Raw genomic sequence first — 14,419 nt, forward strand, 5'->3', positions numbered from 1 at the left:
AGCGGCGTGCCTGGGGACTCCGCTTATAGCTCGGTCAGCGTATCGAACTCCATGCCACCTTCGGCGTGCGCCGCGATGATGTTGCAACTGAGCAGGCCCGGGAACAGGTTCCTCGTGGCGCCAGCATGGTTTTCAGGGTTGAACAGCAGCGGGGCGTGGGACCACACGCGATAGCCAAGCGCCTTTATGGCATCGACCTCACGCTCGGCGTTCGCGGGACCGCCGAGGCGAGCGTAGATGAGCGGGTGATGTTCGGCCATCGTTGTGCTCGCGCCCTTGAGGAGATCCTCAAGGACATCCGGTAAATTCACCTTCAGGAGATGCAACGCCGGAAGCGCCAGCTCATCGAGCCGCATGCGCCGCGTACTTTCGTTGCTCAGCGCTTTCGTGCCATCGCTTGCGCCAGGCCACGCGTGGTGGGTGTGGACATTGGCCAACTGGTTGAGCGCGACATTGGCACAGAGCTGTTGGAACGGAAGGCGTTGCGGCTCGATGACGTGAACGGCACCCGCATCGCCGACGGCCTGGGCCAGCCACAGTGTGTGAGCCGCATGATCACCGCCCACCTCGACGACATGGTGGCCGTCGGTGACGACCCCGCTGAGCAGATCCGTTTCGCTTTCAGCCCACTCCCCGTACAGCTGTAACGAGCGGGCGACGGGGTTATCGCTGGTGGTGGGGGCGGCGAAACCGTAGCGGGTGGCTATCAGCGGCGAGGTCTTGGCACGGGTCATGGGGATCCAGTACGGAGGAGGGAGCGGGCGTCGGCGAGTTCGCGACGCAGGGTGGCAGCGATGTCCCCGGGCGGAGCGGTGCCGGCCAGGGTGTCGTGGGTGTGCTGTAGGGCGATGCGCATTTCCAGCGACGCGATGTGCCAGGCAGCGTGCTGGCCCGCGGCAAACGCGTTCGCCAGCGCAAACGAGCAAGCTTCGAGGGCTTCGTCGTGGGGAAGCAGTGGCGCGCGTCGGTGGGCGCAGTCGGCGAAAAGCAGCAGGGTCGCCGGGTCATCGACCTCACCTGACGCGGCGTGCAGCAGCGACATGGCGTGATCGAGATCGGCAAGGCGCGCCTCACCTTTCCCGAGACTGGCACGCCGCATCATTACTTCCGCACGGCGCCTGGCGGCATGCGCTGGTGCGATCCGGGCAAGGCGGGTACAGATCTGGTCAGCCAGGCCCAGTCGTTCTTTCGCGGCGACACCTACGAGCCAGGTCGACCAGGCAAGATGTACATCGACCCAGGCATCCAGTGCAGGGACATCATCATCATCGGCGTCGCTGCCCAGGTTACGCAGGGCGAGCAACCGGGTGGCACCCGAACTGCGTGTGAGCCGGGCGAGCTCCGCGCGAAGCAGGTGCGCGCGCCACCAGGTCAGCCCCTCGCCGCTGTTTTTATCCAGCATGGCGCGGCAAAGGCTCACCGCCTCGGCGAGGCTGGCCAGGGCGTCCTTGCGCGCCAGGTAGGGTGCGCGCAGGCAGAGCAGCGGAGGCAACAGCCAGCGCGCGAGCTGCCCATCATCACCTGGGGCGTCGAGTGTTGCGCGGACGATGGCTTCCCACGCGATGAAATCGTCGCCATGGCCGCCTACATGACGTATGGAGGGATGGAACCGGTCGCCACTTAAATAGAGCGTGGGTGGTATCCCCGGGGCATGCAGCCGCGTGATGAGCGACGGCGAAACATCTTCGACCGGCATGCGCGGGCGGGAAAGAAGATCGACCGGCTCAAGCGTCAGCTGCAGCGACGGTGTTTCAAATGCGGTGCGTTTATAGGTCCAGTCGGGCGGGTTCGGATTCCTTGCCATGGGGGCATCCTCCTTGGGGGTGTCGGGGCCTGAAGGCAAGCCGGCTTCCGCGGGCGCGAAGGCGGGGGCGATCGAGATGGCGGCAGGTGTGGACTTGCCGGGCCGCCGCCTGCGGCGGTGCCACGCCAGGGCCAGTACGCCTGTGATTCCGGCCGCCGCGGCGCATATGGCCGCCCAGGTCGTCAGCGGCAGGTGGACATGCTCTGGCGTGGCCTGGGAGGGCGGGGCCACCATCGATGTGACCGGTATGACGGCTGCGGGTGGGGTGGTGGCCTGCCTCGCCGCCGTGCCTGGCTCGGCCGGGATTTCCATGGCATCAAGCATCCGCGATACATCGCGCATTTGCCGCGCGCGTTCGGCTGCCTCCGCACCTGCCTCACGTTCCTCCGAGCATGCGGCCACGAGCGCGGCTGCGCCAAGCGCAAACACGAAAAGGCATGCGCGAGGCAAAGCCGTGCGAAGTGGCGGTGCGGCGATCAACAAGCTTCCTGGGACGCGGCCTGAGCTTGTCGATGTTAGGAAACGATGGTGCGGTAATCGATGGAAGGATTCTGAAAAATGCGACGGATTTCAGGGGGTGCTGCGTTCACCCGCTACCCAGGTTTCCCTGAGCAGGCCGCCGCCGATCCAGTAGCAAAGCTCAGGCAGGCGCCGGATGTTCCACACGGCCAGGTCGGCGCGCTGACCCACGGCGAGCGTGCCGCGGTCCGCCAGGCCAAGCGCGCGCGCGCCATATTGCGTGGCACCGCGCAGTGCTTCCTCCGGGGTCAGGCGGAACAGGGTGCAGGCCATGCCCATCGCCAGGCGCAACGACAATAGGGGTGACGTACCGGGATTCAGGTCCGTTGCGACGGCCATGGCCACGCCGTGTTCGCGGAAGGCCGCGATCGGCGGTGGCCGGGTGTCTCGCAATGCGTAGTAGGCACCCGGTAGCAACACGGCGACCGTGCCGGCGGCAGCCATGGCCCTGACGTCATCCTCGCTGGTCCATTCCAGGTGATCGGCGGAGAGGCCGTTATAGCGGGCGACCAGCGCCGCACCGCCAAGATCGGATAACTGCTCCGCGTGCAGCTTGACCGGAAGGCCCAGGGCGGTTGCCTTCTCGAACAGGCGCTCGGTTTCCGCGTGGGTGAAGCCGATGCCTTCGCAGAACGCGTCGACGGCATCGACCAGGTCTTCCTCGGCGAGCGAGGGCAGCATGGTGTCGCACACAAGCGCCACGTAATCGTCGCGGCGGCCCGCATATTCAGGCGGCAACGCATGCATGCCCAGGAAACTGGTGCGGACGTCGATACCCAGCTCATGGCCGATGCGGCGCGCGACGCGCAGCATGCGTCGCTCGGCGTCGGGCTCCAGGCCATACCCTGATTTGATCTCAAGCGTGGTCACGCCATCGGCGAGCAAGGCGCGCGCGCGCGGCAGCGACTGCTGGAACAGTTCATCCTCGCTGGCGCTCCGCGTGGCACGCACGCTGGAGACGATGCCGCCGCCGGCCCGCGCAATCTCTTCGTACGTTGCGCCTTCCAGGCGCATCTCGAATTCCTGGGCGCGATCACCGCCGAATACCAGGTGCGTGTGGCAGTCGACCAGGCCCGGCGTAATCCACGTGCCGCGAAGCGACTCGACCCGGTGCGCCAATGCGTGCGGTTCGCCCGGCAAGCCGGCGCGCTTGCCTGCGAACACAATGCGGCCATCCTTGATCCCCAGTGCACCGTCGGCGATGGCGCCATACGGTGTCCCGTTATCGACGAGCGTGGCAAGGCCGGCATCGAGCAGCAGGTAATCCCAGCGTGTGTCGGTGGTCATGGCGGCGTGGCTTCTTGCGGGGCGGTTGATTCGCGTCGTGCGCGCTCTTCTTCATAGCCGGCCATGAGCGTCTCAGCCAGCGCCTTGTACACCGGTACCCGGCATACCAGTGCCGAGACACCGCGGGCCAGCAGGCAAGCGGCCATGATCGGCAGGGCCATCTGGTGGTTCGCCGTCAGCTCCAGCGAGATCACGGCGGCCGTGAGCGGCGCCTGCGTCACGCCAGACAGATAGGCGGCCATGCCCAGCAACACCACCGCCGAGACATCGGCGCCTGGCAGGAGGTGGGCGATGTTACCGCCCAGGCCAGCGCCAACGGCAAGGGCGGGCGAAAAAATGCCACCGGGAATGCCGGCCCACGACGACGCGATATTGCCGAGGAACTTCAGCACGCCGAACAGCGGGCCCGTATCGGAATGACCCTCGAGGATGGCGCGCGCCTGGGCGTAGCCCGTGCCGTACAACCCATTGGCGCTGGCCATGCTGAGTAGTACGAGCGCGAGGCCGCAGAATGCGGCGAACACGACGGGTTGGCGCCCGCGCAGCCGTCCCAGCGCACCACGGAAACCGCTGGCAGATGGAATGATGAGACGGGCGAACAGGCCACCGGCCAGTCCACCGACGATGCCGGTGAGCAAGACCGCCAGCCATGCTTTGCCCAAGGGTAGCGCTGCCGTGATGTCACCGAAGTACGCGTAGTTGCCGACGACGCCCAGCGAAACGACGCCGGCGACGATAACCGCGGTGAGCAACGTGCCGCTCATGCGGTGCTCGAAGGTGCCCGACATTTCCTCGATGGCGAAGACGACGCCCGCCAGGGGTGTGTTGAACGCCGCCGCGAGGCCTGCCGCCGATCCGGCCAGGATGAATCGCCCGGCCGCGGTGGGGTCCGCAAAACCGAAACGCTTGCCCATCGAATACAGCAAGCCTGCGCCGACATGCACCGTGGGGCCTTCGCGGCCCACGGAGGCACCGCCAAGCAACGCGGCGAGGGTCAGCGCCATTTTGCCCATAGCCACCTTGAGGGACAGCAGGCGCGTGCGAAACCCTTCATCCTCGATCTTCAGTGCGGCGATGGCCTGCGGGATGCCTGAGCCGCGCGTCGCCTTGAGCGCGCCCTGGGTGAGCCAGCAGAGCAGGGCGAACGTCGGCGGCGTGATGAGCAAGGGAACCCACCAGCCGTGGCTGGCTACGCCGTGAAAAACCTCGAAGGCGTAGTCGGCCGCCTTGGCGAAAAACACCGCCGCCAGGCCGACGATGATCGCGCCTGTCCAGAACAGGATGCGCCGCCGCCACTGTTCGGGCGATAGCCACTCGTTGCGTCGCAGGCGATCGAGGCGCGATAGCGGGGGCGTGTCCCCCGGCACGGCGCTCACCGGCCCTCCGGGGTGCGCGCCCAACGCACCTGGTAGAGATCGTAGCGGCGGTCCTTCAGATTCTGTACCGCACCGGAGTTGCGTGCCCTCGCCAGGTTTTCCAGGCGCAGGTCGGCAAACAGCACGGTTTCGATGTTCGGTGTCGAATCCGCCGCGATGCCATCACGCGCAAAGGGGAAATCGCTCGGCGTGAGGATGCAGCTTTGTCCGTACTGGATATCGAAGTTATTCACGCCAGGGAGGTTGCCAACATTGCCGGACAGCACGACATAGCACTGGTTTTCGATGGCGCGAGCTTGTGAGCAGTAGCGCACGCGCAGATAGCCCTCGCGCACATCGGTGCAGAACGGCACGAACAGAATGAGTGCGCCCTGGTCCGTGAGATGGCGCGCCACCTCGGGGAACTCGGAGTCGTAACAGATCATCACCCCGATCGGGCCGCAATCGGTCTGGATGGTGGCGGCCGAATCACCACCGGTGATGTTCCACACGTTCTTTTCGCTGGGCGTGGGGTGCAGCTTCTCCCGCTCGTGGATCGAACCGTCACGCAGGCACACATAGCAGACATTGTGGATGTCGCCATTGGGCTGCCGGGTGGGGTGCGAGCCGCCGATGATGTTGATGTTGTAGTGCACGGCCAGGCGGTGGAACATGGCCTTCACTTCATCGGTGTATTCGGAGAGGCGGCGGATCGAATCCACCGGCGAGAGTTCGGCGTTCTCGATGGAGAGCAGCTGCAACGTCAGCAGTTCCGGGAACACCACGAAGTCCGCGTCGTAGTCCGCCGCGATATCGACGAAATACTCCACTTGGGTGGCGAACTCGGCGAACGACGTGATCCGGCGTTGCTGGTATTGCACCGAGGCGACACGGACCGAATCCGGCAACCGGTGGCTGTGCGAGACCCGCGGCGTATCCGGGTGATTCAGCAGTTGCGGGTTGCGCCAAACCAGATGGGCTGCATAACCGAGCGATTCATGATCCGACGGAACGTATTCGCGCAGCAGGCCGATCACTTCGAAGCCGTTGCGTAGCTGGAAGCTGAGCGTAGGATCGCGCCGGCTGCCATCCACCACGGCCTGCACGTAGGCCTCGGCGCTTCCGTAGCGACCGATGGCGCGGGAAAGCCCGGGCATGCGTCCGCCGAAGACGATGCCGCGCAGCTTCAGGTCCGTACACACGCGCTTGCGTGCCTGGTACAGGCGCTGGCCGATGCGCATGCCGCGGTAATCCGGATGCACAACGACTTCCATGCCGTAGAGCCAGTCGCCCTTCGGATCGTGGCGGGAGGCGAAGCCGCCGCCGGTGATCTGCATCCACGTGTGCGGCGCGAGCGCCACGGCCTCATTGATCCGGAACGTGGCGCAAAAGCCGACGATGTGGCCTTCGTACTCCACGACGAACTGGCCTTCGGGGAAGTTGTTCTGCTGGCCCTGCAGCATTTCGGCCGAATGCCCCCATTCGGCGGTGTAAACCCGCGCGGTCAGGGCCACCAGTTCCGGGATATCCGCGGGGCGCGCCAGGCGCAGGTTGAGTTTGGGGGGCTGGGCAGGCGTGGTCTCGTTCATCCGCCCATTATGCCCCCGCAGCGTGAAGCCATTCACACGACCACGCTATCCTGTGCGTCATACGGCGGTTCACCCGCACCTACACAGGCCTCGCACATGCCCCAGTCTCACTTCACCGCCGATTTCTTCTGGTCCGAGGGCGCCTGGGCCGAGGGTGGGCTCGGGGTCCGCGATGGCCGCTTCGCCGCGCGTAACGGTGAGGCCGGCGAGCGCATCGGCCGCTTTGTCCTGCCGGGCATGCCCAACCTGCATTCGCATGCGTTCCAGCGGGCCATGGCTGGCCTGGCCGAGCGGCGCGGCCCCGGCGAGGACAGTTTCTGGACCTGGCGCGAAACGATGTACGCGTTCGCCGAGGCGATCGATCCGGATGACCTGAAGGCCATCGCCACCCAGCTCTACATCGAGATGGTGAAGGCGGGATACACCCATGTCTGCGAGTTCCACTACCTGCACCACGGCCAGCGCGGCGTGCCCTATGCGGATCCGGCCGCCATGTCGCTCGCGCTTATCGAGGCGGCGAAGGAGGCGGGGATCGGGCTTACCTTGCTGCCGGTGCTTTACATGACCGGAGGGTTCGATGGCCGCCCGCTGACCGAACGCCAGCAGCGCTTCCGTCACGACGTGGGCCAGTACGTGGCGTTGCTTGAGCGGTTGGTGCCGATGCAGCACGACATGCTCAAGGTGGGCATCGCGTTGCATTCGCTGCGCGCCGTACCGGAAGAGGCGATGCGCTCCGTACTTGCCACGGGCGTGGCGAAGGATTTGCCCATCCATATCCATATCGCCGAGCAGATCGGTGAAGTGCAGGATTGCCTGGCGGTGCGTGGCGCGCGCCCGGTGGAATGGTTGCTCGACCACGCTGACGTTGATGCACGCTGGACCCTGGTCCATGCCACCCACCTGACGGGCCATGAAACGAAGCGCATTGCGCAGAGCGGTGCGGTGGCCGGCCTGTGCCCCACCACGGAGGCCAACCTGGGCGATGGGTTGTTCCCCCTGGCCGATTTCATCGACGCGGGCGGCACGCTGGGTATCGGCTCCGATTCCCATATTTCGGTATCGCCCGTGGAAGAGCTGCGCTGGCTGGAGTACGGACAGCGCCTGGTGACCCGTCACCGCAACGTGGCGTCGCGCAAGCCGGAAGAAAGCACCGGTGTTGCGCTATGGCAGCACGCGCTCAAAGGCGGTGCGCGTGCATCCGGCGCCGATATCGCCCGGCTGGGGCAGGGCGGCCGCGCAGATCTGCTCGTCATCGACGATCGCTCGCCGTTGCTTGCCGCGCGCGACGAAGCGGACGTGATCGATACCTTCCTCTTCGCAGGTAATACACCGCTGGTGCGCGATGTGATGGTGGGTGGCGCCTGGCGCGTGCGCGACCACGCGCATGCGGCGGAAGCGGGCGCTGCCGCAGAATACCGCCGGACGGTCGAAAAGCTGGCGGCCATGTAACCGGCGTCCCGGTAGTAGCCCACCCTGTGGGCGACATGTTTCGCCCACAGGCAACAGGACCTGCTGCGCGTCGTCGAACAGCGTCGCCCACAGGGTGGGCTCCTACAAATGCTGCCTGTTGCAGTGCGTCGGGAAACGTGGTTTAGTCGGGCCATGACCCGTTTCAACGCCAATAACGCCAATACCAATAATGCCCGGAACCTCGGGAGGGTCGGCGTGTAGGCGGTTGCAACTGAAACCACCGAATCACCAAAGGCCCGCCCTCACCAGGCGGGCCTTTTTCTTTGCGCGTTTTTCCTCAACCCCACCATTGATCCAGGAGCAAGGCCATGTGTTCGATCTTCGGGATGTTCGGCCTGGCGGCCGGCGACGACCTCCAGGCGCTACGCACGCAGGCGATGGAGCTATCGCAACGGCAGCGCCACCGCGGCCCCGATTGGAGCGGCGTGTACGTGGGGGAGGGGGCGATCCTCGTCCATGAACGCCTCGCCATCGTCGATCCGGCCAGTGGCGCCCAGCCGCTGCGTTCAACGGATGGCGAGCTTGCCCTTGCCGTGAACGGCGAAATCTATAACCACCGTGAATTGCGCGCCGCCAGCGACTACGCGTTTACGACCGGGTCCGATTGCGAAGTGATCAACGCCCTTTATCGCGAGTCTGGCGCGGACTTCCTGGGCAGGCTCAACGGCATTTTCGCCTTTGCGTTGTGGGATGCCGCGAAACAGCGCGTACTGATCGCCCGCGATCCAGTGGGGGTATGCCCGCTCTATTGGGGTCACGATCGCCAGGGCCGCCTGTGCGTGGCCTCCGAGATGAAATCGCTGGTGGGTGTGTGTGCCGATGTGGCCCCGTTCCCGCCGGGGCACGTCTATGACAGTGCGACGGGTGAGACCACGCGCTACTGGACACCGGCGTGGCGCGATTACGCGGTCACCGAGGGCAAGACGATCGAGCCGCACGACTTGCGCGTTGCCTTCGAGTCCGCCGTGCACCGGCAGATGATGACCGACGTGCCCTACGGCGTTCTGCTATCGGGCGGCCTGGATTCCTCGCTCGTGGCGGCCGTGGCGGCGGGCTTTGCCCGGCGCCGCATCGAGGACGACGATCGCGACGAAGCCTGGTGGCCGCGCCTGCATTCCTTCGCCATCGGCCTGGACGGATCGCCCGACCTGAAGGCGGCCGAGGTGGCGGCCGAAGCGTTGGGTACCGTGCACCATGGGTTTGTGTACAGCTTTGAGGAAGGGCTGGACGTGCTGCCGGAAGTCATCCGGCACATCGAAACGTACGACGTCACGACGATTCGCGCCTCCACCCCCATGTTCCTGCTGGCGCGCCGGATCAAGGCCATGGGCGTGAAGATGGTGCTTTCGGGTGAGGGCTCGGACGAGGTATTCGGCGGGTACCTGTATTTCCACAAGGCGCCCAATGCCCGGGAGTTCCACGAGGAAACCGTGCGCAAGCTCGACGCCTTGCACTATTACGACTGCCTGCGCGCCAACAAATCCATGGCCGCCTGGGGTGTGGAAGCCCGCGTCCCGTTCCTGGATACGGAATTCCTGGAGGCCGCCATGGCGTTTGATGCGGAAGCGAAGATGGTGGCCCGCAAGGGCATCGAGAAGGGCATCCTGCGCGAGGCGTTCGAGGGCGCGCTGCCGGATTCAATCCTGTGGCGGCAGAAAGAGCAGTTCAGTGACGGCGTGGGGTATGGCTGGATCGATGGGCTGAAGGCCCATGCCGAAGCCATGGTGAGCGATCGCGAGTTCGCCGCGGCGGCAGCGCGGTTCCCGGTGAACACCCCGGCTACCAAGGAAGCCTTCTTCTACCGCACGATCTTCGAGAAGCATTTCCCCGGCGAGGCCTGCGCCGCCACGGTACCCGGCGGCAAGTCCATTGCCTGCTCCTCACCGGCGGCCCTGGCCTGGGATCCGTCGTTTGCCGCCGCTGCCGATCCCTCCGGCCGGGCCGTACGCGGGGTGCATCGGGAGGCCCTGCCGGCCTGATGACGAGAGCATTTCCCCCGTAGGAGCGCGCTTGCGCGCGATGGGCGCTCGCGGCTAGCCACCATCGCACGCAAGTGCGCTCCTACAGGGGCTGCCTTCCGGACATACAAGGAAACGTGGCAATTTGGTAGGATTGGACGTTTCGGCGGCGCCTCCCGCGCTGCCCCAGCAGGCAATCCAACCATGATCGAGACCAATCCGATCCTTGCGCAGATCGCGGACCTCAAGGGCCGCGTCGAGTCGCTTAGGGGGTACCTTTGACTACGCCGTCAAGAAAGAACGGCTAGAAGAAGTCAACCGCGAGCTTGAGAGCCCCACCGTGTGGGACGATCCCAAGCGCGCGCAGGAGCTCGGCCGCGAACGCGCCCAGCTCGATACCATCGTCACCGGCATCGAAGAGATGACCGCCGCGCTCGACGATGCGAAGGAACTGCTTGAGATGGCCGCCGCCGACGGCGACGAGGACACCGTGAAGTCGGTGGCCGACGACGTGAACAAGGTCGATGCGCGCATCAGCAAGCTGGAATTCCAGCGCATGTTCTCCGGCGAACTCGATAATTCCGCTGCCTTCGTCGATATCCAGGCTGGTGCCGGCGGTACCGAAGCCCAGGATTGGGCGGAAATCCTCCTGCGCATGTACCTGCGCTGGGCCGAATCGCGCGGCTGGAAGGCCGAACTGATGGAAGTCTCCGGTGGCGAAGTCGCCGGCATCAAATCGGCCACGTTCCGCGTGGAAGGCGATTACGCCTACGGCTGGCTCAAGACCGAGATCGGCGTACACCGCCTGGTCCGCAAGAGCCCGTTCGATTCCGACAATCGCCGCCACACCAGCTTCACCTCGGTGTTCGTGTCGCCGGAAGTGAACGACGATATCGAGATCGATATCAATCCGGCCGACCTGAAAACCGACGTGTACCGCTCGTCGGGCGCCGGTGGCCAGCACGTGAACAAGACCGAGTCGGCCGTGCGTATCACGCATATCCCGACCAATACGGTCGTGGCCTGCCAGACCGAACGTTCGCAGCATGCCAACCGCGATCGCGCCATGAAGATGCTGAAAGCGAAGCTGTACGAGCTGGAAGTGCAGAAGCGCAACGCGGAAAAGGATGCCCTGGAAGCCACCAAGTCCGACATCGGCTGGGGTAGCCAGATCCGCAATTACGTGCTCGATCAATCGCGCATCAAGGATCTGCGTACCGGCATCGAACGCTCCGACACGCAGAAGGTGCTCGATGGCGATCTCGATGAATTCGTCGAGGCCAGCCTGAAGGCCGGCCTCGAGGCGGGTTCCAAGCGCATCGATGCCTGATGATCCACCCCGGGGCGCCTGAGTGCCCCGGGGCCACTCTATAAACGACCTATAGCCAAGCCATGACCGAACACGACAGCGCCGCCACTCCCGCAACTGCCGCCGACGAGAACCGCCTCATCGCCGAGCGCCGCGAGAAACTGAAAGCGCTGCGCGAGCAGGGCATCGCGTTCCCTAACGACTTCAAGGTCGATAGCTTCGCGGGCGACCTGCAGGCCGAGTTCGAGGACAAGGACACCTGGACGGCCGAAGCCATCGAGGCCGCACCCCGCCAGGTGGCCGTGGCCGGCCGCATCCTGCTCAGCCGTGGCCAGGGCAAGGTCAGCTTCGTCACACTGCAAGACGGCACGGGCCGCATCCAGCTCTTCATCCACCACGGCACGGTGGGCGAGGAAACCTACAACGCCTTCAAGCGTTGGGACCTGGGCGATATCGTCGGTGCCACCGGCACGCTGATGCGCACCAAGACCGGCGAACTCTCGGTAAAGGTGGAAGCGATCCGCCTGCTCACCAAGTCGCTGCGTGGCCTGCCGGATAAGCACCATGGCATGGCAGACGTGGAGCAGCGCTACCGCCAGCGCTACGTCGACCTGATCGTTACCGAGGAAGCACGCCGCACGTTCCAGCTGCGTTCGAAGATCGTCAGCCACATCCGCCGTTGGCTCGAGGCCGCGCCGCGCCGCTTCATGGAAGTCGAGACGCCCATGATGCACGTGATCCCGGGCGGTGCCACCGCACGCCCGTTCACCACGCACCACAACGCGCTGGATATCCCGCTGTTCCTGCGCGTGGCGCCGGAGCTTTACCTGAAGCGCCTCACTGTGGGCGGCTTCGACCGTGTGTACGAGATCAACCGCAATTTCCGTAACGAGGGCGTGTCCACGCGGCACAACCCCGAGTTCACCATGCTCGAGCTGTACCAGGCCTACGCCACGTACCACGAGATCATGGATATCACCGAAGGCCTGATTCGCTCGGCAGCCACCGATGTCATCGGCAATACGGTCATCGAATGGGATGGCGCCACCGTTGACGTGGGCCCGGCGTTCCGCCGCTGGCGCATGGAAGATGCGGTGCTGGAGCTCAATCCCGAGATCAAGCCGGGCGACCTGCGTGATCGCGAGGCCATGGCGGCGCACGCAAAGCGCCTTGGTATCCAGGTCAAGCCGTCTTACGGCTGGGGCAAGCTGCTGCTCGAGATCTTCGAGGCCACGGTGGAACACACCCTGGTGCAGCCCACCTTCATCACCGATCACCCGGTGGAGGTCTCGCCGCTCGCCCGCGAGAGCGATACCGACAAGGGCATCACCGATCGCTTCGAGCTGTTCATCAACGGCAAGGAAATCGCCAACGGCTTCTCCGAGCTGAACGACTCGGAAGACCAGGCGGCGCGCTTCCAGGCCCAGGTCGATGCAAAGGATGCCGGCGATGACGAGGCGATGCACTTCGACGCCGACTACATCCGTGCGCTGGAAGTGGGCCTGCCGCCCACTGGCGGCCTGGGCGTAGGCATCGATCGCCTGGTGATGCTGCTCACCGGCTCGTCGTCCATCCGCGACGTGCTGCTGTTCCCGACCATGCGCCCCGAGGCCTGATCGGCTAACGTTCCCACTCGGGCCACCCAAGCGAGGGTGGCCCGCTTTGTTCCGTCCCAACATCGAAAGGACTCGTCATGCGTATCCGCCTCGCGGCGCCGCTTCTTGCGGCTGCCCTGTTGTTCCTCGCCGGCTGCGGCCCGGCCGTACTCAAAACGCCGATCCCCATGGGCGACGCGTTGCTCCCCGTGACGATCTACGTGCCGGATTGCCCGGTCGAAGGTGGCTTCTTCGGCTTCATCGATGGGCGTGACGCGGCGCTGGGCCTGAAGGCGTGCCAGGACATGGCCGCCGCGCTTCGTACGAAATCTCAGGGTCTGCAAGGCAAGGTCAAGGTGATCGACTACAGCGTCGGTACCAAAGAGCAGCCGCGCGAGTTCGCACCCGATCTGGCGGCCGAGGCCTCGATCGGTACCCGTTACCGCATGATTCTTGCGCCGGCCGAATCCCACCGCGTGACCCAGGACGCGGGCAAGTACGCCACCGTCTCCTCGGTGGATGCCAACCTCCATTTTTCGGTCACGGATACGGTGACCGGCAAACGCGGCTGGGCCGACGTCTCCGCGATGCCTCATCACGAATCCGGCGCCCTCGAAGCTGCCGGGGTGCTGATGGCCGGCATTCGCGGCCCCCGTTGTGAGTCTTTGAACGACTGGTCGATCCGTACGTCGATCCACAAGCTTTCCGTGGGACAGTGCAAGACCTTCGCGCTGAACATGTTCCACAGCGATGTGGAGGCTGAGGAAGACGCCGAGGATGCGGCGGAAGAGGCGGCGGAGAACGCCGCGAAAGAGGCGAAGGCTGCCAACGCTGCCAAGGCGGCGTCCGCAACGGCGCACTGACGCCACCCCCTTGCCGCCGATACAATGGGCAGTCCACTGACCGGAGCTCCCCCATGTTCTACGCCATCACCGGTATCGATCACCCGAATTCGCTGGCCAACCGCCTTTCGGTGCGCCCGGCCCATGTGGCGCGCCTGTCCGCGCTGAAGGAAGAGGGCCGCCTGAAGCTGGCCGGCCCGTTCCCGGCGATCGATTCGGAAGATCCAGGTGAGGCCGGCTTCACCGGCAGCCTGATCGTGGCCGAGTTCGATAGCCTGGAGGCCGCCCAGGCCTGGGCCGAGGCGGATCCGTACATTGCCGCTGGCGTGTACAAGGAAGTCTCGGTCCGCCCGTTCAAAGTGGTCCTGCCGTGACCGCCGAGAAGGTCGCGATGATCCGCCAGCGCCTGACCGAGGCGCTGGCCCCGGTCGAGCTCGATGTGATCGACGAGGGCCATAAGCACGCCGGCCACTCAGGCGAGGGCAAGGGCCATTTCTTCGCCCGGATCGTCAGCCCGGCCTTCGCGGGGAAGAACCCCATCCAGCGCCACCGCCTGGTGTACCAGGCCCTGGGCGACATGATGCCTGACGGCATCCACGCCCTCTCGATCGACGCGAAAGCGCCCGGGGAATAAGTCCGCCGCCCCGGTCTTTCGGCCCCCGGCGGCGCCCCGTAGGAGCGCGCTTGCGCG

General features: G+C 65.4%; 12 protein-coding genes. 7 read left to right on the forward strand and 5 right to left on the reverse strand.

The annotated features are described in order from the left end of the window. Positions 1 to 23: 23 nt before the first annotated feature. The 5 genes from L2Y97_RS08595 to L2Y97_RS08615 all read right to left on the reverse strand — a co-directional run bounded on the left by L2Y97_RS08595 (position 24) and on the right by L2Y97_RS08615 (position 6,554). On the reverse strand, positions 24 to 734 hold the full coding sequence (locus L2Y97_RS08595; protein WP_247435463.1) for a class I SAM-dependent methyltransferase: 711 nt from the start codon (positions 732 to 734) through the stop codon (positions 24 to 26). After that, entirely contained in the window at positions 731 to 2,146 is a 1,416-nt protein-coding gene (locus L2Y97_RS08600; RefSeq protein WP_247435466.1) for a hypothetical protein, read from the reverse strand. The genes L2Y97_RS08595 and L2Y97_RS08600 overlap by 4 nt, the downstream gene beginning before the upstream one ends. Positions 2,147 to 2,374: 228 nt before the next feature. Continuing rightward, positions 2,375 to 3,610 carry an imidazolonepropionase gene (gene hutI, locus L2Y97_RS08605; RefSeq protein WP_247435468.1) on the reverse strand — a complete coding sequence of 412 codons (1,236 nt, stop codon included), beginning with the start codon at positions 3,608 to 3,610 and terminating at the stop codon, positions 2,375 to 2,377. After that, positions 3,607 to 4,977, reverse strand: a complete 1,371-nt coding sequence (locus L2Y97_RS08610; protein WP_247436748.1) for a chloride channel protein — start codon at positions 4,975 to 4,977, stop codon at positions 3,607 to 3,609. The genes hutI and L2Y97_RS08610 overlap by 4 nt, the downstream gene beginning before the upstream one ends. 5 nt (positions 4,978 to 4,982) lie before the next feature. Beyond that, a complete protein-coding gene (locus tag L2Y97_RS08615) occupies positions 4,983 to 6,554 on the reverse strand; it encodes a bifunctional GNAT family N-acetyltransferase/carbon-nitrogen hydrolase family protein (protein WP_247435471.1) in 1,572 nt (523 codons plus the stop codon). Between the two features lie 96 nt (positions 6,555 to 6,650). On the opposite strand from L2Y97_RS08615, the gene L2Y97_RS08620 reads away from it, so the two are divergent. From L2Y97_RS08620 to L2Y97_RS08650, 7 genes are all read left to right on the forward strand, one after another. Next, a complete protein-coding gene (locus L2Y97_RS08620; protein WP_247435474.1) occupies positions 6,651 to 8,003 on the forward strand; it encodes a formimidoylglutamate deiminase in 1,353 nt (450 codons plus the stop codon). Positions 8,004 to 8,332: 329 nt separating this feature from the next. Next, the gene (gene asnB, locus L2Y97_RS08625; protein WP_247435477.1) at positions 8,333 to 10,003 is read left to right on the forward strand and encodes an asparagine synthase B; all 1,671 of its coding nucleotides are present in this window, start codon (positions 8,333 to 8,335) and stop codon (positions 10,001 to 10,003) included. Positions 10,004 to 10,186: 183 nt separating this feature from the next. Then, a protein-coding gene (gene prfB, locus L2Y97_RS08630; protein ID WP_247435480.1) for a peptide chain release factor 2 occupies positions 10,187 to 11,312 on the forward strand; the annotation gives its coding sequence in 2 pieces (ribosomal slippage) (positions 10,187 to 10,261 and positions 10,263 to 11,312; 1,125 coding nt in all). A gap of 62 nt (positions 11,313 to 11,374) precedes the next feature. Next, on the forward strand, positions 11,375 to 12,907 hold the full coding sequence (gene lysS / locus L2Y97_RS08635) for a lysine--tRNA ligase (protein ID WP_247435483.1): 1,533 nt from the start codon (positions 11,375 to 11,377) through the stop codon (positions 12,905 to 12,907). A 77-nt stretch (positions 12,908 to 12,984) separates the two neighbouring features. Beyond that, positions 12,985 to 13,749, forward strand: coding sequence for a hypothetical protein (locus L2Y97_RS08640; RefSeq protein WP_247435486.1), 765 nt, complete (start codon positions 12,985 to 12,987; stop codon positions 13,747 to 13,749). A 53-nt stretch (positions 13,750 to 13,802) separates the two neighbouring features. Then, positions 13,803 to 14,102 (forward strand): YciI family protein, encoded by a 300-nt coding sequence (locus tag L2Y97_RS08645; RefSeq protein WP_247435488.1) that lies wholly within the window; start codon positions 13,803 to 13,805, stop codon positions 14,100 to 14,102. 17 nt (positions 14,103 to 14,119) lie between these two features. Then, positions 14,120 to 14,362, forward strand: a complete 243-nt coding sequence (locus tag L2Y97_RS08650) for a BolA family protein (protein WP_247436750.1) — start codon at positions 14,120 to 14,122, stop codon at positions 14,360 to 14,362. Positions 14,363 to 14,419: the final 57 nt, after the last annotated feature.

Origin of the sequence: Luteibacter aegosomatissinici, assembly GCF_023078495.1 — a bacterium.
GTDB lineage: Bacteria > Pseudomonadota > Gammaproteobacteria > Xanthomonadales > Rhodanobacteraceae > Luteibacter > Luteibacter aegosomatissinici.